Annotated in this window: 16 protein-coding genes; all 16 read left to right on the top strand. The window is 45.6% G+C overall.

Annotated features, from left to right (window positions below; genetic code table 11):
• The first annotated feature begins 80 nt into the window (after positions 1 to 80).
• Positions 81 to 1,205 (top strand): glycosyltransferase family 4 protein, encoded by a 1,125-nt coding sequence (locus tag AC0VZ8_RS31445; protein WP_475485415.1) that lies wholly within the window; start codon positions 81 to 83, stop codon positions 1,203 to 1,205.
• Positions 1,206 to 1,359: 154 nt separating this feature from the next.
• The gene (locus tag AC0VZ8_RS31440) at positions 1,360 to 5,073 is read left to right on the top strand and encodes an S-layer homology domain-containing protein (protein ID WP_475485414.1); all 3,714 of its coding nucleotides are present in this window, start codon (positions 1,360 to 1,362) and stop codon (positions 5,071 to 5,073) included.
• Positions 5,074 to 5,264: 191 nt separating this feature from the next.
• Positions 5,265 to 5,609 (top strand): hypothetical protein, encoded by a 345-nt coding sequence (locus AC0VZ8_RS31435; protein WP_071219815.1) that lies wholly within the window; start codon positions 5,265 to 5,267, stop codon positions 5,607 to 5,609.
• Between the two features lie 365 nt (positions 5,610 to 5,974).
• Positions 5,975 to 9,589, top strand: a complete 3,615-nt coding sequence (locus tag AC0VZ8_RS31430) for an S-layer protein (protein WP_475485413.1) — start codon at positions 5,975 to 5,977, stop codon at positions 9,587 to 9,589.
• Between the two features lie 187 nt (positions 9,590 to 9,776).
• Entirely contained in the window at positions 9,777 to 10,286 is a 510-nt protein-coding gene (locus tag AC0VZ8_RS31425; protein WP_475485412.1) for a hypothetical protein, read from the top strand.
• Between the two features lie 187 nt (positions 10,287 to 10,473).
• Positions 10,474 to 10,761, top strand: coding sequence for an alpha/beta-type small acid-soluble spore protein (locus AC0VZ8_RS31420; RefSeq protein ID WP_113061596.1), 288 nt, complete (start codon positions 10,474 to 10,476; stop codon positions 10,759 to 10,761).
• 224 nt (positions 10,762 to 10,985) lie between these two features.
• Complete coding sequence (metK, locus tag AC0VZ8_RS31415; protein WP_194539927.1) at positions 10,986 to 12,191, top strand: methionine adenosyltransferase; 1,206 nt, start codon at positions 10,986 to 10,988, stop codon at positions 12,189 to 12,191.
• A gap of 453 nt (positions 12,192 to 12,644) precedes the next feature.
• Positions 12,645 to 15,347: a phosphodiester glycosidase family protein gene (locus AC0VZ8_RS31410; protein ID WP_475485411.1), complete on the top strand. Its 2,703-nt coding sequence runs from the start codon at positions 12,645 to 12,647 to the stop codon at positions 15,345 to 15,347.
• 45 nt (positions 15,348 to 15,392) lie between these two features.
• Positions 15,393 to 16,547 (top strand): sensor histidine kinase, encoded by a 1,155-nt coding sequence (locus tag AC0VZ8_RS31405; RefSeq protein ID WP_475485410.1) that lies wholly within the window; start codon positions 15,393 to 15,395, stop codon positions 16,545 to 16,547.
• Positions 16,548 to 16,551: 4 nt separating this feature from the next.
• A complete protein-coding gene (locus tag AC0VZ8_RS31400; RefSeq protein ID WP_071219809.1) occupies positions 16,552 to 17,274 on the top strand; it encodes a response regulator in 723 nt (240 codons plus the stop codon).
• A gap of 516 nt (positions 17,275 to 17,790) precedes the next feature.
• The gene (locus AC0VZ8_RS31395) at positions 17,791 to 18,213 is read left to right on the top strand and encodes a hypothetical protein (RefSeq protein ID WP_475485409.1); all 423 of its coding nucleotides are present in this window, start codon (positions 17,791 to 17,793) and stop codon (positions 18,211 to 18,213) included.
• A 446-nt stretch (positions 18,214 to 18,659) separates the two neighbouring features.
• Positions 18,660 to 20,537, top strand: a complete 1,878-nt coding sequence (locus tag AC0VZ8_RS31390; protein WP_475485408.1) for a helicase-related protein — start codon at positions 18,660 to 18,662, stop codon at positions 20,535 to 20,537.
• 47 nt (positions 20,538 to 20,584) lie between these two features.
• Positions 20,585 to 21,454 carry a ComF family protein gene (locus AC0VZ8_RS31385; RefSeq protein WP_475485407.1) on the top strand — a complete coding sequence of 290 codons (870 nt, stop codon included), beginning with the start codon at positions 20,585 to 20,587 and terminating at the stop codon, positions 21,452 to 21,454.
• A 180-nt stretch (positions 21,455 to 21,634) separates the two neighbouring features.
• A complete protein-coding gene (locus tag AC0VZ8_RS31380; protein ID WP_475485406.1) occupies positions 21,635 to 22,039 on the top strand; it encodes a TIGR03826 family flagellar region protein in 405 nt (134 codons plus the stop codon).
• Between the two features lie 143 nt (positions 22,040 to 22,182).
• The gene (gene flgM / locus AC0VZ8_RS31375) at positions 22,183 to 22,467 is read left to right on the top strand and encodes a flagellar biosynthesis anti-sigma factor FlgM (RefSeq protein WP_475485405.1); all 285 of its coding nucleotides are present in this window, start codon (positions 22,183 to 22,185) and stop codon (positions 22,465 to 22,467) included.
• A gap of 11 nt (positions 22,468 to 22,478) precedes the next feature.
• A complete protein-coding gene (locus AC0VZ8_RS31370; protein WP_475485404.1) occupies positions 22,479 to 22,988 on the top strand; it encodes a flagellar protein FlgN in 510 nt (169 codons plus the stop codon).
• Positions 22,989 to 22,995: the final 7 nt, after the last annotated feature.

The following is a 22,995-nucleotide window of genomic DNA, read 5'->3' as shown; positions in this document are numbered from 1 at the left end:
ACCGGAAATTGGTATTGGTTTTTGGACCCGAAGGGAGTATAATTCAACCGGTAGACTTTTATTGGGGGTCGAATGATTACATGTTAATGATATACATCATCGGGTTTATCGTATCGCTGACGCTCGCCCTGCTCTTAACGCCGCTTGTGAAGAAGTTTGCGGTTAAGATTGGTGCCGTTGACGTTCCTAATGCCCGCAAGGTTCATACCCGGATCATGCCCCGACTCGGGGGACTCGGCATCTATCTGGCTTTTATTCTTGGACTGATTGCAGTTCTTCCTTTTCTTCCGGATAGCCTGTCGCCTCGGGATGCCAACTTTATGAAGGCATTTCTGATCGGCGGTTCCATGATCGTATTGATCGGAGCCTTGGATGATCGATTTGAACTTTCGGCCAAAGTGAAGTTTCTGGCTCAAATTGCAGCTGCTTGCGTAGTTGTATTCGGATTTAATATTACCGTGGACTTTGTAAATATACCGTTCCAGGACCGGTACTCCATGCTGGAGAGCTGGGTATCGATTCCACTGACAATCTTCTGGATTGTCGGCGTAACCAACGCGATTAATCTCATTGACGGACTGGATGGACTTGCAGCCGGTGTTTCGGGTATTGCAATCGGCACGATTCTGGTCATGGCCGTCTTGATGGGCAACACCACCGTTGCCTTGCTCTGTCTGCTGCTGCTTGGCAGCATTATCGGGTTCCTGTTCTTCAACTTCCATCCGGCCAAGATTTTCATGGGGGATACGGGCTCGTTATTCCTTGGATTCTGTTTGGCCATGCTGTCCCTGCTTGGATTTAAACAGATTGCGATTGTATCCTTCATTACGCCGCTGATTATTATCGGTGTTCCGTTGTCCGATACGTTTTTCGCTATCATTCGTCGTAAAATCCAGAAGAAACCGATCTTCGCTCCGGACAAGGGGCATCTGCATCACTGTCTGCGCGAGCTTGGATTCAGTCATCGCCAGACGGTGTTGATCATTTACGTGATTGCCGCATTTTTCGGCGTACTGGCCGTCATTCAATCTTCGGCTGCCTTGTATGAAGCCAACTGGGTCACCTTCGTCGTGATCTGCGTCATGATGTGTTTCATGCAGATCGGTGCTGAAATTATCGGACTGGTCGGCAAGACCAAACGGCCGATTCTGGGTCTGATTAACCGTATGCGAATGAAGGCAAATCCCGAAAGCCGCACGAAGTAGAACTTATTCTTTTTCATGATGTGTCACAATAGACAAGCCTTGCCCAAAAAAAGGGTGAGGCTTTTTTGTGTATTTTCTAAATAATGGTGGTTGTGTTGCCGATACATTAATTAGAGGAAATTTAACATGTGATTTTGGAAAGTGAGGGAATATAGTGACCAAAACGAAACAAGAGTCGATTGGGTTGGAAGGTCAGCAGAAGGGAGAGCGAGGCGTGAAAACGAAGTTACAGTCCTGGGTCAGCTTGATGCTTGCCGTGGCTTTATTATTTACTTTGGTGCCGCCACTACCGGCTGCTGCAGCGGATGAAGACGGAGCAAGATTTTTCTACTTTGACAGTATAAGCAGTGACTCAAAAACACCAACTCCTGAAAACCGGGGGACGGTTGACATTACTGGTACTTACTGGGGGATCGTTCCCAACTCCATCACTTACAACATACAGCGCATGGATGACCAAGGTCTCCCTTCTGGAGAGGGATCTAAGCCAGTAGTGGATGAGGCAGCCAGCACTTTTAAATTAGTGAATGTAAGATTGTATTCGGGAGTCAATAAAATTACGATCTCGGGTGTGAACAATCTGGGTAAATCCGTCAGTAAGGACGGTTATATTAAATATACGGATGCGCCTGCGATCTATGAAGTCTCTCTAACTGACGGGACTGTATTGCCGGATCCGGCAGTGTCTCCGGACCCTGTCATTACCACAAGGCAAACCATCAGTATTTCGGTAAAAGCCGCGAATAGCAGCAAGAGCATGACCGTAAACGGTGTTACCATGTTTGCGGGAGGTGGGGATGCCTATTATTCTGGAGGTATTCGTCTGAATGATGGTGCCAACCAATTGGTGATTGTCGCACGATCCGATTCGAAGGAACAGACTATAGTCCGACAGATAGTGTACCATCCACCAGGAGGCATTACATTATACAAACCGGAGTTCGCTGAGAAAAGTATCGGTCCTTCAGAGGTCATCACCGTGAATAGAGGTAGATTGTCCGGTGAAATTATAGTAGATAAGGATAACACAGCAACTCAAGCAACGATCCAATTGTTCAGTCCTAATAACAAAAATACACCAATGGCCGACGCTAATGAAGTTATTCAGTTGAACCGTGATAATGCTAGTGTAAAGGGCGACACGGTTAGATATAAGTTTAGGACTTCGGCCGATATAGAACTGAATAATAATGGCGAATACGTACTTAAGGTTATTGTAGGCGGGAAGGTAAGGGAACTGTCTTTCAAGTATCGCAGTGATGGTTCCCCGGTAATTCAGGAGATTCATCGGTTATTACCTGATGGGAGTGGCTTTACCGAATCCAAATTCCCTGAAGGAGGCAGTCTGACAGTAAGCGAACTGCCACTGTATATATCTGTTACTACTCAAAATGGCGGGGAACTCAAGTTAAGGACAACTGCGAATGCAAATGGACTGGTATACGATGACCCCATAGCTACAATTAATGGTAGAGAAACGTTCATTATTAGAAGTCTCCCTTCAGGAGAACAGTCATTAGTTATTGAGCTTTTTAATGGGACAGAATTAACTGACTCTAGAATATTGCCAATTACGTTCCTGTCGGCGCCATTTATTGAAGTTGACGAATTGTATAATAATAAAGTCTTCAAAGACCCGGAATCAGAATTCACAAGCATTAAGGGACGTGTGGTAAACTTTGACCCTGAAGAAATTATAGTGAGGGTTAATGGCACCAGTGAAATTGTAAAGGTGGAAGATGGGCGTTTCAGTGTGGATAAGAGCCTGAGATCTGACTTGTTTAAATTGTTGCCCGGCCCTAATAAAATCACCATAACGACGGATTCTGGTACACCGAAGACAGAGTTTACGGTGCTTTACTTCAATAATAACGCTTCGGTTATCAAGAATATAACCCCGTTCGTGAATGCGATGGGCGTTCCTAATCCGGGCAGTAATATTGATAAGGAAGTGTTTAGAGAGACAGGACAATTGCAGTATTCAACATACGAGAAAAGTCTCGGACTGACTTTTTCAGTTGAGGATACCGATGAAATAACGATTAATCTTAGCCATCCAAGCAGCGGATTGTATGCTGCATTTACTAAGGAAGGAGTTCAATGGAATCTTAAGGGTGGTAAACTTCTTAGTGATATAGCTGGAAACAATCCTTCGGATTATTACACGATTATTGATAATGGCAAGGAAGTTATTGTGGTTCTGAACAAGATTGAATTGCCAAGGACAGGGGTTCAAGCCGTCACGATCGGTTCCCGTATACAGTCTACATCAACCTCCGAAACCGTTGAATTTACAAGAGAAGTGCCGGATGCACTGCTGTTGTCACCTAAACTTCCGCAGGAAAGTGTAGTGAAGCAAAATTTCGTAATGGTAAGCATCTTGGCGGATGGTGCAGATGATATTCTGATCGGTAAGGAAAAGATGGTGAAATCAAGTACAAACAGCGGTATTTTTAGACTGGAAGTCAAGAATTTGAAAAAAGGGAAGAATACGATCAAGTATACGATTGTAACCGGTGAAGAGAAGAAGAATAGATCATTCGATATTACTTATTCAAATGAAGCTTCAGAAGGTGCGCAATACAAGACAAGCTTGCCGAAGTCAGGGAAGGTATCCGTATTCGATGGCAATCTTGTTATGAATGTTCCGAAGGGCACGGTATTAAGACAAGCTTTGGGAGGGGATGACGCACCGACCATCAACCTTTTTGATGAGCGTAATATCATCTTCGGCATAGCTAATCCGGTCGATGGACGTACTCTCAAAGAGTACAATCGTGTTGGAGAAGTATCCAATGAGGAGGAGCAAGATGGAAGGCTTGATTTTATCAGGCCGAACACAGGTATCCAGGCGATGCTCCGCCCTGTAGATCACTTTGGACATGCATCGAATCTGTATTGGGTGGACGCAGGATATTTCGATAACATCAATCAAGCTGCCATTGACTTGGATAAGTATGAGTTGACGGAGGCTGATCATCCATACAGTACACGAGGAAGTAATGACTTAATGCACCGGTTAACAGCTAAAGATTGGATGGAACCAACGCAACCCGGGACAATCACGTTAAAATACGATAGCAAACTCGTGAACTCAGCGTCAGACAATCTGGCCATTGGTTGGCTGAATCCGACTAACAACTCAAGTAACGGAACCCATTGGGTGAACCTTGGGGGTAAAGTAGATGCCAAGAAGAACACTGTCACGGCACCGTTTAACGGTTTTGGTTATTACGTAGTTATGTCATTGCGTTATAGTTACGATGATGTAATTGCACATAAGACAGCAAGAGCAGACATTGAGCTTATGCTCGCACGTGGGATCATGAACGCTTCCTATACGAATAATTTTGGGGTGTTCGATGAAGTATCCCGCGGTGAATTTGCAACACTGCTGGTTAAAGCGCTGAATATTCCGCTGGATTATGACACGGATGTGGACAAGCTGACCTTTGATGACATTGGGGATACCATAACTCCGTTGTGGGATTACCGGTACATTGAAACTGCGGCTCGCAAAGGCATTATTCGCGGTACGGGCCCAAGAGTGTTCGGACCGAATGCTGTCCTGACTCGTGAAGAGGCTGCGAACATATTGGCTCGTGCCATGAATTTAAAGTTGGGGGATATCGAGAAGGACAAAGCCAGCTTGCAGAAGCAGTTCACTGATGCTAACACGATTAAGTCCAGTTATTCCTATCCAGCAATTCTTGCAGTAACGAAGGCAGGAATCATCACGGGCATTCCGAATTCGATGCGGGAAGGCGAGAAAAAACCAACTTATCGATTCGATCCGAATCGGGTGTTAACCCGTGCGGATACCGCAACGATTGTAAAAAGAATGATGGCAAAATTAAAAGTGCTCTAAGAAAAAGATATATGATGGAAAGCCGCCCGATTCCCACGGAATCGGGCGGCGCTAATTCAATAAGGCCTTGGTGTTAGAGCTATCGTCAGAGATCGAGGCACCTATTTCCAACTACATTGTTTTGTAATTTTGTGTAGAATACGCTACAATAGCGGAAGCACATACTATTTTTAGAGGGTGAAGATGAATTTATGAAGCCGATATTATCAAAAGCGCAGCTCGACTACATGAAGGCGAAGACCAAGTTCGAGGAAAAAGCCAAAGTAATGGAGAAGAAGATTGAGCTGGCTCGTGCCGCTCATGATGAGATAACTCAGGAAGTCATGGAGGGACTCGTTGTTGAGACAGGCTTTCATGATTCATTTAACGAAATGACAGCAGCAGAGAATGCGTTGATCCAGTGGTCTCATACAACAATAAAACATGACAAAACATATCGTACGAATAAAGCGGAGATTGATCTGATGTACGAAACGCTGCACAGTAATCCAGAGATGCGTGCACGTATTATCCAGCTTGCTATGAAGATTCGATAGTATTCTACAGAAGGCGCCTACAAGGCGTCTTTTTTTGTTGTCGTAAAATGTAATTAAGTCGTTGTTATGCGATTCAAAAATAATTTCAGAAATATTTTTAAAAAAACTTTGCAACTGCCGCAACTTTTCGGGAAATTAAACGTTTATAATGTAGAACCCAATGAGGAACCCAAGATTATCCGAAACAAGAAACTTGTCTATTAATTAGAAAAATGTTCTTTACGGAGTATGGGACTCGTTGTATAATACCTAGGTAGGATTAGGAATCTATGTTTGTAGTGTTCTCTCGTTAACAAGATTCTGTGATATCGTCACAGACATCATTTATGATTTACGCTCAACTCGAGAAAGGAGGTGCAGGACAAATGAGTGATAAGAGCTACCAAATTAAAGAAAACAATCAAGTGATGATTCAAGGAGGAGAAAAAAAGGTTATGAAGAAAATTTTATCCGTAGCACTGTCTACAGCAATGGCATTCTCCATGTTTGCTTCTGTTGCATTCGGTGACGATGCGCTTAACACACAACAGAAATTTGATGTACTGAAAGAAAAAGGGATCTTCACTGGATATCCAGACGGTACTGCTGGCCTGGACAAAGAAATGACTCGCGCTGAATTTGCAAAAGTTCTCGTGGGCATCATGGGTCTTGAGCCAATTCAAGGCAAAGCATCTTTCAAAGACAAAAACTACAAAGCTGACAAATGGCCAGCTCCTTATGTAGAAGCAGTATACGCTGCTGGTCTGATGGAAGGTAAAAACACAACGAAAATGATCTTCGACTTCAACGGTAAAATCACCGTTCAAGAAATGGCGAAGGTTCTCGTTACTGCTCAGAAACTTGAAGTTCCAACAGAAACTGATAACAACGCTTCTGACTGGGCTAAAGGTTATGTTCAAGCAGCAATCAACGCTGGTCTGGTAGACGCTAAAGCTAATCCTAAAGCGAACGCTTCCCGTTCCCAACTGGTTGAAGTTGCTTACACAATCTACCTGTCCCAACAAAAACCAAAAGTAGTTTCTTATGATGTTACTGAGAGCGGTAAAGTTGTAACTTTCAAACTTGCTAACAACGAAGAAGTGAAAGTTGAACTGGAAACAGCTCTGAAAGCTAACACAGCTACTGAAGTTAAGTTCAAACATAACAACTACGAGTACACTGAAAGTGTAACATGGGTTGTAACAGCAGCTACTAAGGTTGAGTCTGCAAGCTCCGTTAACCTGAAAGAAGTTGATGTAGTATTTGACGGTAAAGTAGACAAAGCTACTGCAACTGACAAAAATAACTACACTGTTGATTCCAACTCGAGAAAAGTTAAATCGGTATCTTTGCTGGAAGACGGTAAAACGGCTCGTATCCTGTTAGACACAACTTCCGCTGGAACGTTCACTCAAGGTACAACTTACAAGGTTGTAGTTAAAAACGTTAAGAATTCCGAAGGTTCTGTGGTGCCGCAAGGTGAAGTTTCCTTCACATCTGCTGATAACACACTTCCTACAGTAACAGAAGTAAAAGCTCTGGGTACTAAAGCGATCAAAGTAACTTTCTCCGAGCCGATCAAGACCCCAACAAGCAGCAACTTCCAATTGGATGATAAAGCTTATGTTGGTTCTGTAACTCTTGGTGCGAACGAAAGAGAAGTGATCTTGCGTGACTACACAGGAACTATCTCTGAAGGTGCGCACAAATTGACAACTTCTTTGGTTGAAGACTACGCTGGTCTGAAATCCTTGGCAGCAAGCACTGATTTCACAGCAGCAGTTGATTCTGAAGGACCTAAAGTAACTGAGATCTCTGCTACTTTGGAAAAAGTAACTGTTACTTTTGATGAAGAAATTGATCCGAATTCTGTAACAAATGACAGCTTCTACTGGAAGAATGGAGATAGCAAAAAGACTGGTAAGGTAACTCAAATCGCTTCTAATGTTTACGAAGTGCAATTTGATCAAGCCAACCGTCTGCCAGGCTATGAATCCACTCTGTTTGTTGAAGTGAAGGATTATTCTGGTAATGCAAATGCTCAAAAAGAGCATAAAGTAACAGCTACTGTTGACCTTGTTCAACCTAAAGTGGTTGATGTATCTTTTGGTACGGACGTAGCTAATCAGTTGACAGTACGTTTTGATAAGCCGGTTCAAATTGGTGCTAACGACATCAAATTCTTTTCTGTTAAAAAAGGCAGTGATGTAATTCCTGTTAAAGCTGTACATGAAAAGGCTGGATCTGATCATAAAGTTTACAATGTAGAGTTCTACTCTAAATTGTCCGGTACTTATAACCTGAAAGTATCTGATGTTAAGGACAGAACAGCTCTTGCTAACACTATGGTAACTTATGAAGGTACTTTCTTGGCAAGTGACAGTGCAGCACCGCGCTTGGAAGCTTATGGTGTAGATGTTAACAATACTAACCGTACTGTTTCCCTTACTTTCGATAGAGAGATTGACCTTGCTACATTGAATAATCGTGCTAATTACTATATTGGATTCGTGAAAAACGGTTCTGCTACACCACAAAACATCTCTCTTCCAAGTGATGTTCAAGTGAATGTGTTCGAGAATGGTAAATCAGTTGTATTGGTATTCCCTCAATACGTTGAAGGAACAGAGGTAACATTCCCTGGAACTGTTCAATCTGTAAGCATTGCTGGACTGAAGTCCAAGACAGGTCAGGCTACTGGTTGGATTACTACTGATCCTTTGAATGAGGTAGCATTGACAGCAAATTCTGCGGCTCAAAAAGACAGCAGAACTATTGAGGTTGCATTTAATAAAGCTATCGCTAACGCTTATGCTAGCGACTTTAGAGTTGAAGGAACAACAGTAACATCAGTATCTATCAGTGGCAATAAAGTCACTCTGAAAACTAATTCTGATGTATCTACAGGTAGCGGCGTTTCTACTGTAAGCAATAACGCCATTCAAACTTACACTGGTAAGAAAATTGGTGCTGTAAACGTAACTACAGTAGGTGAAGTGGCTCCGAAGGTTGCGATTTCAACTGATACAGTTCTTATTCAAACTGATCGTACTGTAAAACTTCCATTCACAACAAATCTTGATGCTACTGCAGATAAAGCAGGCATGGCAGCAAATCTTCTTGTTAAACGTGCTGACAAACCTAGTGATAGTGATGCGCTGAAAGCCGTAGATGAGTATGGAGTTGAGGTTGTTGAGGGTAATAAGTTGGCGATTACTTTCAAAGATAACAATCCTGATAACATTGTGTACATTGTTAGTGTGAAAGATAATGCAACATTTATTCGCAATGCTGTTCAACCTGATAAATTTGCAGGTAAATCAGGTGAGTACAGAACATCTGGTACTGTAACTACTCCAACAGGCGTTAGAACATCTTTCGCTAACACTACTCCTGGTGCAGTTGCGGATCCTGGCCAAGTACAAGTGAATGAATTGGCCCTTACTGGAACTCCTGAAGCTGGCGATTTGGTAGTAAGTTTCAATGATGGATCTGGCACTGCCAGTGAAACTATTACAATTTCAGCTGGTGATGATTTAGATGCTGTAGCAACTGCTATCGCTACTGCATTTAATACTGCTTTAACAGCGGACTATGATGTTACAAGCGATGGTTCTGTAGTGACCTTTACTACAAAAGCTCCAGCAGCTAAAAATGTTCGAATCAGCTTGTTAGGATCTGTTAATGGAGAAGTCACTACTGCGATCGAAGGTAGAGCAGCAGTGGCTGCTACTCAACAGGTGGCTACACTTACTGTAACTGCAGGTGCTACCCGAGATGGGAAAAACACAGTGAAGTTTACAGATGGCAGAGTTAACAAAGAAGTAACAATTGATGTTGCCGAAGGTGACTCTAAAGCAACTATCGCTGGTTTGATCGCAACTGCATTTAGCGGTAAACTGCCAGGGTACACTGTTGCGGCTAATGGTGATGATGTAGTCTTCACTGCTAATATTGCGGCTCCTAATAAAACAATTAGCATCACTACCTCTGCTTACTAATATCAAAGTTAAGAAAGTCTGTCCTTAGGGACAGACTTTTTTTGTTTGGATAAAATCACAGATGCTATGATGTTTGCTAACAACCTCGCAGCAAAACTAAGAGCAAGAAGTTTTCACTTGTCGAGGTTCTGATTATTCTCTATAGTTAAATAGAGATGAATTAACCTAGGAGGAATAAGAACCCCGTATGAAACCTTATATGAAAGTATCACTGTTCGCGCTGGCTATCGGCGTGGGTGTATGGGTTGGCTCAGTGTACAGCAACACTGCAACTGGCGCCGGCACCACCCCAGGCACCACCGACGACCCAGTCGTCACCAAGAGCTACGTAGACCAACAAATACAGCAAGCGTTGAATGGCGGTAGTGGAGGATCTACGAACCCAACAAACCCTACAAATCCAACTCAGCCATCCCAAGGTGCTGATGAAGTCAAGAACGTTGCGCTGAAGCCAGGCAAGATTCTAATTGCCGACGCAGGAACGGAGTTCATCGTGCGTTCAGGTAATGCTGTGATCTACACAGAAGTCGCTAGCGGCGTTGCGGACCTAACGGACGGTAAAGACCTGTTAAATGGAGAAACGGCGCCCAAGAACCATTTGCTTTCCTTCCCGCGTGAAGGTCGCGGTATCCAGGTGAAAGAAGGACAGACAAGCAATCTGATTGTCATGGTGCGCGGCGGTTACACCATTAAATAGTGATCGACAACTAGGGGCGTTAGAACCTACTGGTATTGCTTTTATCCTCCGAGTTGCATTGCAATAACTTTCTTCCGGTATAATTCTCTTATAATTATTGCCAGTTGTGACAACGTTTTATACGTGTGAGTGCCTTGAAATCGACAAATAATACTTCTGTAAAAACCAATACAGGAGGTGTATTTTCATGGCACGCAGCAGTCGTAACCGTCAAGTGGTACCGGAGAGTCGTGAAATGCTGAAGCAAATGAAATACGAAATTGCAGCAGAGTTTGGATTGCCTGTAGGATATGGTAGCGGTTCCAATGGAGCCGATACGGAATTTGGTTCTGAGTTAGGAACCATCGGAGGTGGATCTGCCAGCCGTCGTCCTGGATGGGGACATCTAACATCCCGTGAGAACGGATCCGTTGGTGGAGAGATCACTAAACGTTTGGTTCGAAACGCTGAACAAAGTCTCTTCGGTAGACTGTAGTCGTTTTTCAGTTACAAGTGGAACTTATTCTTGATTGAAATGATTGAAAAACCCAAGAAAATCCTTGAAAAACAGCTTACTTACTGGATTGACACCTGGTAACAAATAAGTTAATATGCATGTTGAGGATTGTACATTTCAAACCTTTTCCTGTCGGAAAAGGTTCATTTTTTGTGTAGGACCTCTTGATATATCACATACTATTCATATGGGAGGTTGATCTCATGTCTTTAACAGGGCGACGTTTATTTACATCTGAGTCCGTAACTGAAGGACATCCGGATAAAATCTGTGACCAGATTTCTGATGCGGTACTCGATGCTTTTTTGGCTAACGATCCGAACGCACGCGTAGCTTGTGAAGTTTCCGTGGCGACTGGTCTTGTTTTGGTCATTGGTGAAATTAGCACTAAATCTGAATACGTGGATATTCCATCCATCGTACGCAATACCGTGAAGGAAATCGGGTATACCCGTGCAAAATACGGTTTTGATTCCAATACATGTGCGGTGTTGACATCGCTGAATGAGCAATCTGCCGATATTGCACAGGGGGTAAACGCTGCACTGGAGAATCGTGATCCTTCCCAAGTGGACAAGGAAACCGAGAACATCGGTGCTGGTGACCAAGGTCTGATGTTTGGTTTTGCAACGAACGAGACCCCAGAGCTGATGCCTCTTCCGATTGCATTGTCTCACCGTATCGCTCGTCGGTTGTCCGAGGTTCGTAAAAACGGTACGCTGGAATACCTGCGTCCGGACGGTAAAACCCAGGTAACGGTTGAGTATGATGGCAATACGCCAGTTCGCGTGGATACGATCGTAGTATCGACTCAACATGCCGAAGAAGCAACGCTGGAGCAAATCCAGAAGGATATTAAAGAACAAGTTATTCTTCCTGTCGTACCGGCTGAATTGCTGGACGCAGAAACTAAATATTTCATTAACCCAACCGGCCGTTTCGTAATCGGTGGACCACAAGGGGACGCTGGTCTGACAGGCCGCAAAATCATCGTGGACACCTATGGCGGCTACGCTCGTCATGGCGGCGGTGCATTTTCCGGTAAGGATCCTACAAAGGTTGACCGCTCCGCTGCTTACGCGGCTCGCTACGTGGCTAAAAACCTGGTTGCTGCAGGACTTGCCGACAAGTGCGAAATTCAATTGGCTTACGCTATTGGTGTCGCTAACCCAGTGTCGATTAGTGTAGATACTTATGGAACAGGTAAAGTGAGCGAAGAGAAGCTGGTTGAGCTTGTGCGTAACAACTTCGACCTGCGTCCGGCTGGAATCATTCGCATGCTGGATCTTCGCCGTCCGATCTACAAACAAACCGCTGCTTACGGACATTTTGGACGTACGGATCTCGATCTTCCTTGGGAGCGCGTTGACAAAGCGGAAGCGTTGAAAGAACAAGCTGGCGTAAACTAAGGTAATTTTAAGATATGTAACAGATATAAAATTTAGGCATGTGCTGATTTAATTTTTCTTCTGAAAAAAATCGGTGCATGCCTTTTTTCTGCTTTTTTTTCTATTTAAGAGTAGAGATTCAACTCAGCTGAACCAGATAATATGACAAAAATGCAATAATTAAAAAAGCTAATGAACTATTGTCGTTATCAGATTTTCATTTAATAAATGGAAAATCAGGAATATAATTTATGACAAACTAGTTACTTTTGCAAGAAAATATAGTAACATAGGATTGATTTACATAGACTCCTAAAAAATGCCGCTACAAATTGTACAAGACTTGGTGTACGATACGCGAAAGTGTTTTTTTATAACAAATTCGTAACTTTTCCGCAAAAATGAAGTCTATTAATTAGAGACTTTATATGTTCGGCATCCGTGTTGAACGAGAGATGGGAGAGTTACGATTACATGGTTAGTCAGGGGAAAACACTGAAGTCTACAACATATGGTGTAGGCAAGAAATGGTTGATTATTACATTGGCAGGGGTCATCTGGGTAGGTCCTGTGCTGAGCAGCGGAATACCAGTGATAGGGAATCTATCAACATCCTCGGTAGCTTATGCGGCATCAACATCGGCTAAGAAGCTTGGTGAGGAAATCATTACTTCCGGTGCGGTTTTAATGAAATATCAGTATATCAACAGTACTGGCGCAAAATCGCTGGCCAATGTCATTCGAGTGGACTTGAACAACAAGTACGTAAAACTGGATGTCATGACAGGCCAAGGGAATCAATTTACAACGAGACAAAGCACGGGCGGAATGGCTAAGGAGAACGGAGCGGTTGCTGCTATTAACGGTGACTTTTTTAATACCGGCAGCGAAGGGGCTCCGATGGGTGCTCAAGTATCGAACGGTCAGTTGATGTCAACCCCATCGGAACTGAAAGGCATGTATGCTTTTGGAGTAACGAACGATGGAACGCCAATTCTGGATGAGTTTGCATTCTCGGGGAGTATTACAGCTGAAAATGGAGCCTCGTTCCCACTCGCGGGTATGAACAAAACATCATATGCTCCTGAGGGCACCGGATCAACGTATAGCCATGCGAATTCAGCTTATATCTACACCAGCGCTTGGAAGGCTATTGAGCGTCCTAAGAACAGCTCGACAACGCCTACGGAGGTTATGGTAACGGATGGGGTCATCACCGATATTTCAGTAATGGCAGGATTGCAAACAGCGATACCGGAGGGAAGCTACATCTTGCGAACCCATGGGGCTGCGGCAGAGTTCGTGAAACAAAATCTGGCAGTCGGACAAAGGCTGGAAGCCGATTATGCTTTGGTGTCCAAAAAATCAGGTAAAGAACTGGACCCATCTACACTCCAAATGATGATTGGCGGCCATACGATACTGGTGGATAACGGCAAGGCAACTTCATTCTCGCGAAACGTGAATTCGATTGGAGGAAGCAGGGCACGTACAGCCGTAGGATACTCCAAAGACGGGCGTTACGCTTACCTGATTGCCACGGAGAGCAACGATAACAGCAAAGGCATGACGCTGCAGCAGCTTCAGGATTTCATGACGAAGGTTGGAGTATGGAAGGGAATGAACCTGGACGGCGGCGGATCGACAACGATGGTAAACCGTCCACTTGCCGAGATGAACACGCAGCTGACCTTCAATACGGAATACGGCACCACGCAGCGCAGCATCGTTAACGCACTCGGCGTGTTCTCCACGGCACCTCAGGGCAGCTTGAAGGGCTTAAAAGTAAGCGGAAGCAACACGCTCCTGATCGGCCAGATCGGCACGTATGAACTGAAGGGCTATGATACTTACTATAATCCAATTGAGGCAGGTTCGATTAAACCGACTTGGAAGTCCAGCAACGGCAATCTAGCGGTCAACGGACAAAGCATAAAAGCGACAAAGCCGGGTACCTCAACACTGACGGCAGTAAGCGGCAGCACGAAAGCTACGATGCAAGTCAAAGTGCTGGGCGCGGATGATCTTGTTGCATTGACTACCGGCGTATCAAGCGCACCGCTGCAGGCTGGAACGAGCGTTTCCGTGCCGGTGACGGCCGTAACAGGCAACGGTCAAAGCTTGGAGGTTCCGAGCAGTGCGCTGAAATGGGAGTTTATCGGATTTAAAGGCAGCGTGAAAGACGGCCGCCTGACCGTATCCTCCGTGAACAGCAATACGAAAGTCGGTTATGCGATCGCACGCTATGACGGCTTTAGCACGGTCGTTATTTTGTCGGCGGCGGGCGAGAGCACGTGGGAGAACTTCGAAAATGTGAATTACCCGGTGAAGTTCACGACCAATGTGCCGGCAGTTACCGGGGCTGCAGCGATCAAAAATGGCAGCGGAGCAAAAGCATCATCTAAAGTCTTGAACTTGACCTATGATATGACAGGCGGATTAGGGCAAAAAATGTACGCTTACGCCGAGTTGAATGGCGCAACTGGCAAAGTGATCCCTGCACAGGCAACGGCCATGACCATCGATGTGGAGGGAGATAACAGCCTGAACTGGCTGCGCGCCGAGCTCAAGGATAATAATGGGAAAACCGTGTACGTCGATCTGGCTAAGGCAATTGATTGGAGCGGCTGGAAGACACTGAGCATCGATCTCAGCGGATATAACATTGCATTCCCGGCACAGATGAAGCGGTTGTATGTGGTGAACGTGGAAGAAGGCCAGGATGAGCGTGCATTGACAGGAGCTGTATCTTTTGACGATATCCGCTTCACGATGCCGTCCCTATCCGGGAATGAAGGTCTTCCAACAGGCAAGGCGGTCATGACCATTGGGCAAAAATCGCTTATGCTGAATGGTTCGAAAGTGGCAATTGATTCGGCGCCAATCTTGAAGAATGGAACGACTTACGTTCCGATTAAGCATGTGCTCGACGCGTTCGGCGGGCAAGCAACCTGGAACCAATCCGCTCAGCGGGTGGGTGTCCTGAGGGGCGGCATGCTCATGGAACTGACGGTCGGCAAGAAGGAATTCATTCTAAACGGTAAGCGCAGTTCGGCGGCTGTAGCACCTATGGTTCAAGGCGGTAGGACTTTGGTCCCTCTTCGTCTCGTTTCCGAGCAATTAGGCCTTAAAGTAAAATGGGACAAGAACACGAAGACCGTTACGATCGAATCGTGATATGGTATGATATGTATATGAAACGTTAGAAATGGAGTAGAGTGCGTGGATTATCAAGCCGATGCCATCGACCGTGTCATAAAAAATGCCATCAAAGTGATGGAGGACAGCAAATACCAAATGTTCGAAATATTGGAGGCGTCGCGGCAGGAGCTCGCGTCTCTCAATCATGAACTGCAGCGGACATTAAAAGAAACGACGGAAACCCTAGAGAAGGTAGATCAGCTGGAGCTGAACTACCGCCGTTCCCGGATCCGGCTGACCGAGGTCAGCCGGGATTTTGTCCGGTACAAGGAAGAGGACATCAAGCAGGCGTATGAGAAAGCGACGCAGCTTCAGCTTGACCTCATGATCTACCGGGAAAAGGAAATGTATCTGAAGGCAAGACGAGATGAGCTGCAGAAGCGGGTTCGTAATGTCGAGAACTCCGTGGAGCGTGCAGAATCGATCGGATCTCAGATGGGCGTGGTATTGGAATACTTGTCCGGAGAGCTGGGGCAGGTATCCCGAATCATCGAATCTGCGAAAAACAGACAGGTCATTGGTCTCAAAATTATTTTGGCGCAGGAAGAGGAACGGAAACGCATTTCCAGAGAGATTCATGATGGACCTGCACAATTGCTGGCGAATCTGGTTCTTAGGACGGAAATTGTAGAAAGAATGCTCGCAAAGCAGGAATTTAAGATGGTGCAGGACGAAATAGTAGATTTGAAGGGCCAGGTTCGATCGAGCTTGGAGGAAATGCGAAAAGTCATTTTCAATCTGCGTCCAATGGCACTCGATGATCTAGGATTAATCCCCACACTGCGTAAATACGTGCATGATTATGAAGAGAAATCGAAAATCCGCACGATCTTCGAGACACGGGGAAAAGAGCATCGTCTCTCTTCTGCGATGGAGGCTGCCATCTACCGGTTGGTGCAGGAAGCACTTTCGAATGCTGCAAAACATGCTTACCCGACTTATGTGCTTGTTGAAATCACGTACCAGGCGCAATTGGTCAAAATCGTTGTACAGGACAATGGCCTGGGATTCAATGTCGATTTGCTGGAGCAGAAAAGCAAGGACCACTTTGGGTTAATTGGCATGCGGGAGAGGGTTGAGCTGCTCGAAGGGAGAATGGAGATCAATTCAGCTGAGAATCAAGGAACCAAGATCGTGATTCATATCCCGACGAACGTAGAAAAGAGAAAGGAGTAATCGGATGGAACATTTGGAAAAAGAGAACACGATTATAAAAGTATTACTAGCGGATGACCACCAGCTATTTAGGGAGGGTCTGAAGCGTATACTGAATATGGAGGACGACATTGACGTAATCGGAGAATGCGGCGATGGAATTCAAGTACTTGAGTTCTGTAATGAAGTGAAGCCGGATATCGTGCTGATGGATATCAACATGCCTACCGAAAATGGCGTTCAAGCAACTGAGAAACTACGTGAAATGTTTCCTGAGATCAAAGTTATTATTCTGTCGATTCATGACGACGAAAGTTATGTGTTTGAAACGCTCCGTAAGGGAGCAAACGGTTACCTCCTGAAGGATATGGAAGCCGAGTCACTGATTAATGCGATTCGTTCGGTACATGAGGGATATGCATTTATCCATCCGAAGGTTACGGGCAAGCTTATTCAACAGCTCCGTCGGATGACTTATGTAAACGAAGCAGGCGCTATGGCTGAGAGCGGTTCGCGTGAGGCTGGAGTCAAATTCGTGGCAGGCGAGAATAACCCATTGACAAGGCGCGAAGCGGAAGTGCTTAGACTAATGGCTGAAGGCAAGAGCAACAAGATGATAGGGGAGTACCTGTTCATTAGTGAAAAAACTGTAAAAAACCACGTCAGCAGCATTTTGCAGAAGATGGAAGTGGACGACCGTACGCAAGCGGTTATCAACTCGATCAAATATGGCTGGGTGACGTTGTAATCGCCGATCCGAATGCACGGACGCGTCTTACATAGGGAGGGAACTGCCAAGGGCGGTTCCTTTTTGTTATGATATGGAATTTAAAAGTTTCCAACGAAGCTGAACAACCTTGATTATGATAAGAAGAACTTATTCAGCGAGGTCGACCTTTCGTGAAGGTCATTACATAGTTATTCATCTTAAGATATCAGAAAGTATAAATTTCGAAGTATGGGTCTTTTTGATATTGCAAGGAAATCTAATTAGGCATGCGGTATGTCTTTCGTGAATTTACATCGATGATGCTCTTCTTAAGATATCAGGCATGTATAAACTTCGAAGTGGGCCATCTTGGTATCGCAATAAGACATATTTCAAAAGGTGGTCTGGTCTTTCCGTGAAGACAAGCTGCGACAGATGTTCTGCTTACGGTGTTTGAGCCGTTCCCATAAAGTTCCGTGTGGGCTCTGGTTAAATCACTGTCACCGTCCCCTCCTGATCAGCATATATTGTTGATAAGAGAAGGAGGTGAGTCTCATGGTTGCCCAATTGCTGTGGATACTCGCGGTGTACGGGATTGCTGTAGCTCTGATTCATATTGTGCATGCCCGTCAACTCAGAAGAGCCGGTGAAGGAACGGGGCGGCGTAAGCATTATGTGCTGATCACGTCCAACCATGAGCGGCAGGTGGAATGGTATTTGAGAGCCCTTTCATGGTATGCCCTGCTGAGCGGGACGCGCGTGCGTGTCACCGTCCTTGATGATCAGTCGTACGATGATACACTGAAGATTGTCCAGAGATTGACTCATTTGTCCGGAATTGAACTGGTATATGGGACTTGGAGGTCCGATGATTCGGCATCACGGGAAGTGGATGCCGATCCGAATGAAGAAGAAGTGATACGGATCGATCTAAGAAACCCGATGGAGGCTGTTCGAATTCCATATGTACAGGGATAAACATCTGCAAGTTGTTTTGGTTACCAGGTTCGTATTCATATTGTTAAAGGCGTGAAGCACACTCCTAGCGTAAGCGAGGGGTGTGTTTTTTGTTTTTCTGGGGAGAGGAGCGGCTTTGCCACATCCAAGCGTGTTTGTTCTTATTTTGTCTATGGCTGAACCTCACTGAACCTCCTGCACTCAACTCCGATCTTGGTTCTATGTGATTGACTGTCCCTCGTAGCGGTACGTGTACCCGAGCTGGAGAATTGGGAATAAGGCAGCTAAAAGAAGGGGTGACAGATTCAACATATGACAGCGTGAGAAGGATCTGTTTCATAATGTAATGTTCTCAGCATAGGAGTTGGTAGCTGTAGATATGAAATCTTGAAGTAGGCGCTTCTTAATAACGTAACCAGCACTCGGCTTTTTACCAGCTTATATGTCTCGATATTGGAGTTGATGTCATGCAGATTGCCGTATATGCCGTTCGAACAACAGAGAAATGGGAGTGTTATCTCTCGCTGGATATGCGGGTGGATATTCGATGGTGGTGTGAAGTGAATAGATGGACGGATGAGAAGACGAGAGCCCTGTCATTAGTGCTGTTATCAACACGGGTTCCACTTGGATGGGCGGTTGTTATTCAAGAGAGATTTCGATCTATCCAAGACATGGATCAATGGGAGAAATCGGATTGGCAGAAATATTTGTACCAGAACTTAAGTTCGTTCTTATTACATGAGCCTGAAGGAAGCAGAACGCAGTGGAGTGTTTTGTTTAAGGGGATTCAGATGTTGGACGGATCGTATGTAAATTACTCTATCGAGGATAGGAACGAGGCTGAGGATTGGGGTTTGTTGATGCAGCGGGCGGAGCTGCTGATTCAGTGCATGGCAGGACGAGCTTTGCTTGCCGGCGAGGTTGAGGCCTTATTGGCGGAGGTCGCCGGAGATACCGGCGACTGGCGCTCCGCGGCCCAGCTCGGCATCCTGCTGGGCCGCCTGCGGTTGGAAGCGGGGCTGGATCAGCCCGCCCCACGTAGTGCGCCCGGCTGGCTGCGCCGCCGGGCCATGGCCCCCCGCTGCCGGCGATGCGGCAGCGAGGCCCGAAGCCGCACGGCATGCGCCGCGTGCGGCTCGGCGGCTTGCGCCTATTGCGAGGCCTGCCTCGCGATGGGGCGCAGCCGCGCCTGTGCCCTGCTGCTGCATGGCGCAGCGGGATCGGCCGTGCGGGGCACGGCCGGGGGTTCCCCCACCGCGGCCTTGGGCCGGTGGGGGCTTAGCGCAGCGCAGAGCGCCGCCGCTGGCGCTGCGCTGCGGTTTTTGGCGGAGCCGCCCGCAGGGGGCTCCGCGGTCACCGCCCGGTTTCTCATCTGGGCGGTGACCGGTGCCGGAAAGACGGAAATGATCTTTCCGCTGTTGCAATCTATTCTGGATGCGGGTGGACGCGTGTTGGTTGCTGCACCAAGACGGGACGTGGTGCTGGAGCTGGCACCACGTTTATCCAAGGCTTTTCCCGAGGAGACGGTGGTCACGTTATATGGGGGAAGTCCGGACCGTTGGAAGAGGGGGAGCGTCACACTGGCAACGACGCATCAACTGATGCGTTTCAAGAGAGCTTTTGACCTGGTCGTGATCGACGAGATTGATGCATTCCCATATCATAACGATCCGATGCTGGATTTCGCGGCCAAGGGCGCTTGCAAAATAGGGGGAAAGTATATCTACCTATCAGCCACTCCGCCAACGCCATTACAGCATGAGGCGGCTGCAGGCAGATTGCCACATGCCAAAGTCCCCGCACGCTTCCACGGTCATCCGTTACCCGTTCCACAAAAGCTGAAAATCTTGACGGTGAACCGCTGTCTACAGGAAAAAAAGCTTCCCCCACTCTTGGTTCGCAGTCTGAGCGCATCTCTATCCCGTGGTGCTCAAGTGTTCTTGTTCGTTTCCCGCATCAAGCATATTTCTCCAATTCTGGAGCTGCTTCGAAAGGCCATAACCAATATGCCGATTGAAGGGACTTCATCCATTGATCCGGAACGGACAAGCAAAGTGATGGCCTTTCGTAACCGTGAGATTCGCTTGCTTGTAACAACGACCATTCTTGAACGCGGGGTAACGGTTCCGAAGAGCGACGTGTTTATTTTAGATGCGGACAGTGAGCTTTTTGACGAAGCTGCATTGATTCAAATGGCCGGCCGCGCGGGCCGATCCAAGGATGATCCGGCAGGACGTGTGGTATTTGCTGCGCCCCAATGGACTCGGAGCCAAAGCTCGGCAGTCCGGCAAATTAAGGCGATGAACAGAATCGCCCGTAAGGGTGGGTATTTACGGGAGTAACAGATTTATGTGAGAATGATTTTTTGCTATAGATGGGAGTTTCGATAATGCTAGGTTACTTCAAAAATTTTACGAGTCATATTCAGAGTTTACTTGCGCCAGTTGGAGTGAACTGTTTAACATGTGGGAAAAGAACAGCTTCACTAAGAGAACCGTATGGTATTTGCGAAGCATGTTTCAAAGCTATTCCATGGATCTTGACTCCAAGATGCATCCGATGTGGACGAGGCATCGGATGTCCAGATTGCAGCAGGTCGTCTGATGAGCGCCGTTATTTTATAGCTAATCGCAGTGCCGTTCTCTATGATGAGAGAATGCGTGAGTGGTTAGCCCAATATAAATACCGTGGTCAGGAGAGATATGCTCCCTTGTTGATTATGATGTTAGATCAGGCTTTTGATATTATGATTAGAGAGTATCAGGACCGAAGCCTGAAGCATTCTCGATTCTGGGACAATAAGGACACGAAGCAGGGCGAAACATTATTTTGGAAGATAGATATCGTCACATCCGTACCAGTTAGTGGACAACGATTAGTGGAAAGAGGGTTCAATCAAGCTGAGGTACTGGGTAGAGGAATAGCCTTGAAGAGATCTATTCCATACGCAGAATTACTTACTAGAGAACGCCACTCTGATAAGCAAAGTTTTAAGAATCGAGCTACGCGTATTAAAGATATGAAGGATGTATTCATGATTAATATAAATGCCGTAGAGAAGATTGTAAATTCAGGTTCAACGGATCTGCAGGATGGAATGAAAGAAAATTCAATCATTACACCCCTACGAATTTTATTGGTTGATGATATTTATACGACAGGCAGTACAGTTAATGCTTGTTCTCGGATGTTGCATCGATGGGCTTCTACTATTCAGATACCAATTGAGGTATTCTCTCTAACATGGGCACGTTCTTAATTTAAGTTTAGATCCATCCGATAATATAGATATGTATTTAAATTCCAGAATTGTGTGTTAAAAATAAATGGTGCACGAAAATGGGCTGATGGAACTATTCATATGTATCCGTTAGAATAGAGCATATGATATAATTGGGAGCATAGGTATAGGGATATATTATGCCAGTGGAGGTTTATCATGAACATAGGGAATTGTCCTAGATGTGGGAAGCTATACGCGTTGAATCTCAAGGAAATGTGCGGCAATTGTCTGAAGGATATTGAACGGGAATACGAACGCTGCGTTGAATTTCTAAGAGAACAAAAAGGGGCTACAATAAATGAGGTCTCCGAAGCGACAGGGGTTTCAATTCGTCAAATTACCCGCTTTATCAAGGAAGGGCGAATATCGGTAGCTGATGCTCCCAATATGACTTATCCTTGCGAGGTTTGTGGGACCTTAATCCGTGAAAGTAATATGTGTGATTCTTGCCGAGCGCGCTTAACCAAAGAACTACGACAGGCTGCATCTGATGATAAGAGTGGGTCGGATGATTATCGTAGAGGAAATGGCGCCTACAGTGCTATAGATAAACTCCGTTAAGCAAACGATACAAATGAACTATTAAATATGTTTCAATATCCGCCGATAATCTTAGTAAAGGTTATCGGTTGTTTTATAATGAATTCATCTAATGAACATAAATTAACTTTCATACAACCTTTATAAAGAGGAAGGTGAGCGAAATGAAAATTAACGAGACAGGACGTGTTGGTGGTGTTAGTTCCTATCAACGCAATATGGATATGCCACGACAAGAAGAACAGAAGAAAAACCGTAGGAAAGACGAAGTATCCATTTCCGCGGAAGCTATGGAGATGCTTCAGGCTCAGGATAAAACAACAGACACCGAACGGGCACAGAAAATTCAATCGCTGAAAGAACAGGTCTCATCAGGGACTTATCACGTGAGTGCTGACAAACTAGTGGAAAAGCTGCTACCTTACTTCAAGCAGTTTCCTGAGAACTGAGGATGTTTGACATGAATACAACGATACAGGCAATAACTGACTCCCTTCAGCGGCTCCAAATGGTATATATTGAGATGCTGGCTGTGGCTGACTCTAAGAAGCAAGCCATTATCCAGAACGATGTAGACACTGTAGTTCAGCTGCTGAATCGGGAGTCTAAAGGAATGAAGGAGATTGAACGACTGGAACGGGACCGCGTGGAAGCTGCATATATTTTTTTGCAGAGTCGGGGAATTAAGTCGCAGTTGGAGTTAACAGTTACTGAACTAACACGGCTTGTATTCGACCCGGAGGAGAAAAAGAAATTGTTGGATGTCCAGTCACGCTTATCCCGCACTCTTCAAGAGCTTAAGATAAAGAATGATCTGAATCAACAGTTGTTGGTGCAATCTCTTGACTTTATCGATTTTTCCCTCGATATGTTGACTGGAAAGTCAATACAAGACGAGGTCACATATCACCATCCGTCTGAAAGAGGCGGCAGTACAGGACGACCGGGCCTCTTCGATACCCGAGCGTAAACAGGAG

Source organism: Paenibacillus sp. QJM3NY_38, assembly GCF_056173265.1.
This window is presented reverse-complemented; position numbering and strand designations above follow the sequence as displayed.

Coding starts and splice junctions, on each gene's coding strand:
- AC0VZ8_RS31380 (WP_475485406.1), top strand. CDS start 21,635: ATGAACATAGGGAATTGTCCTAGATGTGGGAAGCTATACGCGTTGAAT.
- AC0VZ8_RS31395 (WP_475485409.1), top strand. CDS start 17,791: ATGGTTGCCCAATTGCTGTGGATACTCGCGGTGTACGGGATTGCTGTA.
- AC0VZ8_RS31445 (WP_475485415.1), top strand. CDS start 81: ATGTTAATGATATACATCATCGGGTTTATCGTATCGCTGACGCTCGCC.
- AC0VZ8_RS31420 (WP_113061596.1), top strand. CDS start 10,474: ATGGCACGCAGCAGTCGTAACCGTCAAGTGGTACCGGAGAGTCGTGAA.
- AC0VZ8_RS31430 (WP_475485413.1), top strand. CDS start 5,975: ATGAGTGATAAGAGCTACCAAATTAAAGAAAACAATCAAGTGATGATT.
- AC0VZ8_RS31400 (WP_071219809.1), top strand. CDS start 16,552: ATGGAACATTTGGAAAAAGAGAACACGATTATAAAAGTATTACTAGCG.
- flgM (WP_475485405.1), top strand. CDS start 22,183: ATGAAAATTAACGAGACAGGACGTGTTGGTGGTGTTAGTTCCTATCAA.
- AC0VZ8_RS31390 (WP_475485408.1), top strand. CDS start 18,660: ATGCAGATTGCCGTATATGCCGTTCGAACAACAGAGAAATGGGAGTGT.
- AC0VZ8_RS31385 (WP_475485407.1), top strand. CDS start 20,585: ATGCTAGGTTACTTCAAAAATTTTACGAGTCATATTCAGAGTTTACTT.
- AC0VZ8_RS31370 (WP_475485404.1), top strand. CDS start 22,479: ATGAATACAACGATACAGGCAATAACTGACTCCCTTCAGCGGCTCCAA.
- metK (WP_194539927.1), top strand. CDS start 10,986: ATGTCTTTAACAGGGCGACGTTTATTTACATCTGAGTCCGTAACTGAA.
- AC0VZ8_RS31425 (WP_475485412.1), top strand. CDS start 9,777: ATGAAACCTTATATGAAAGTATCACTGTTCGCGCTGGCTATCGGCGTG.
- AC0VZ8_RS31410 (WP_475485411.1), top strand. CDS start 12,645: ATGGTTAGTCAGGGGAAAACACTGAAGTCTACAACATATGGTGTAGGC.
- AC0VZ8_RS31435 (WP_071219815.1), top strand. CDS start 5,265: ATGAAGCCGATATTATCAAAAGCGCAGCTCGACTACATGAAGGCGAAG.